Source organism: Pseudomonas sp. HMSC067G02 (assembly GCF_001813485.1).
Taxonomy (GTDB): domain Bacteria; phylum Pseudomonadota; class Gammaproteobacteria; order Pseudomonadales; family Pseudomonadaceae; genus Pseudomonas; species Pseudomonas aeruginosa.
In genome coordinates this window covers 1-1,685 of record NZ_KV812691.1, presented here as the reverse complement: position 1 = coordinate 1,685, position 1,685 = coordinate 1, and the positions used below count along the sequence as shown (strand labels likewise).

At 61.2% G+C, this 1,685-nt stretch carries 2 protein-coding genes; both read left to right on the top strand.

What is annotated here, in order from left to right; all coding sequences use genetic code 11:
• Nucleotides 1-117: 117 nt before the first annotated feature.
• On the top strand, nt 118-1,368 hold the full coding sequence (locus HMPREF2914_RS18395) for an OprD family porin (protein ID WP_071538197.1): 1,251 nt from the start codon (nt 118-120) through the stop codon (nt 1,366-1,368).
• Nucleotides 1,369-1,537: 169 nt separating this feature from the next.
• Nucleotides 1,538-1,678, top strand: coding sequence for a hypothetical protein (locus tag HMPREF2914_RS32675; RefSeq protein WP_153549645.1), 141 nt, complete (start codon nt 1,538-1,540; stop codon nt 1,676-1,678).
• Nucleotides 1,679-1,685: the final 7 nt, after the last annotated feature.

Below are 1,685 nucleotides of genomic sequence, written 5' to 3'. Positions count from 1 at the left end.
TGGCATTTTATCAACCAGAAATTCCGGATACCCAAACAATAAAATGAGGGTGGTGGTATGTGTAGTTCGAAACGCACGTTGTATATAACTGTCCCGCTTCTTGGCGTACTTGCCTCGATGCACGCCAGGGCAGATTTCATCGGTGACAGCAAACTCAACCTCGGTCTGAGGAACTTCTATTTCAACGGTGACTATCGCGACGGCAGCAATGCGCCGTCCAAGACCGAGGAATGGGCCCAGGGCTTCAAGCTGGACTACCAGTCGGGCTTCACCGAGGGCACCATCGGCCTGGGGGTGGATGCCCTGGGCCTGCTGGGGGTGACGCTCGACAGCGGCAAGGGACGCCATCCGGGCAGCACCCTGATCCCCTCCGACGGCGAGGGCGCCGTGGACAACTGGAGCCGCTTCGGTATGACCCTGAAGATGCGCGCCTCCAGGACCGAGGCGCGGGTCGGCACCTTGCTGCCTAAGCTGCCGGTGGTCGACGCCAACGACGCCCGCCTGCTGCCACAGACGTTCCAAGGCGGGATGGTGACCTCCAGCGAGATCGACGGCCTGACCCTGGTCGGCGGCAAGCTCGAGAGCACCACCGGCCGCGGCTCCAGCGACCGGACCGGCCTGTCGGTGCGGGGCGGCAAGGAGGAGGGCAACGAGTTCTACTTCGCCGGCGCGGACTACCAACTGAGGAAGAACCTGCTGGTGCAGTACTACCAGGCCTCGCTGGAGGACTACTACCTCCAGCATTTCGTCGGCGCGGTGCACACCCTGAGCCTGGGCAACGACCAGTTCCTGAAGACCGACCTGCGCTACTTCAAGACCCACTCCCAGGGCGCCAACGCCTCGGGCAAGGCCGGCTACCAGGTCAGCGGCTACACCAGCGGCGGCGACGGCGAGATCGACAACGACACCTGGAGCGCGACCTTCATCTACTCGGTTCACGGCCACTCATTCCTGCTGGGCTACCAGAAGGTTTCCGACGACAGTCCCTTCGTGCAGCTGAACTCCGGCAGCGTGCCCGACGCCGGCGCCGGCGGTGTCAACGTCTACCTGTACACCAACCGCCTCATCACCAACTTCACCGCCGCGGGCGAGGCCACCAGCTACGCGCAATACGGCTATGACTTCGCCGGTGTCGGCATCCCCGGCCTGACCGCCTCGGCGATGTACCTGCGGGGGCGCGACATCGAGGCCATCGGCAGCGGCGACCAGGGCGAGTGGGAGCGCGACTTCAACGTCAACTACGTCATCCAGAGCGGGCCGCTGAAGGGCCTCGGCGTCACCTGGTGGAACGCCTCCATGCGCAGCGACATCCAGCGCAACGAGGACCAGAACCGCCTGATCTTCAACTACACCATCCCGTTGTTCTGAGCCCAGGGGCAGGCCGGGTTCAGGCCTTGGCGTCATCGATGCCTGAACTTGCCCGGACCCGTCTCGATGGAAGGATTCCAAAGAACGGAACGTCCGGCCTGGTTGCGTTGACGCTGCGGCAGGCCGAACTTCTAATGAATTCAAATAACAACATCATGCGGTAATCGCCATGAAGAAGATCAATAAGAAAGTTGTTTCGCTTGCCTGCTCTTTATTCATGGGTATTTCATCGGTTTCATCTCAGGCCAGTTCCGATGAAATTATAAAGCTCGGCATGTCGATGATTCGGGTATACGGATTTAATGGTTGATGGGGCA

Coding starts and splice junctions, on each gene's coding strand:
- HMPREF2914_RS18395 (WP_071538197.1), top strand. CDS start 118: ATGCACGCCAGGGCAGATTTCATCGGTGACAGCAAACTCAACCTCGGT.
- HMPREF2914_RS32675 (WP_153549645.1), top strand. CDS start 1,538: ATGAAGAAGATCAATAAGAAAGTTGTTTCGCTTGCCTGCTCTTTATTC.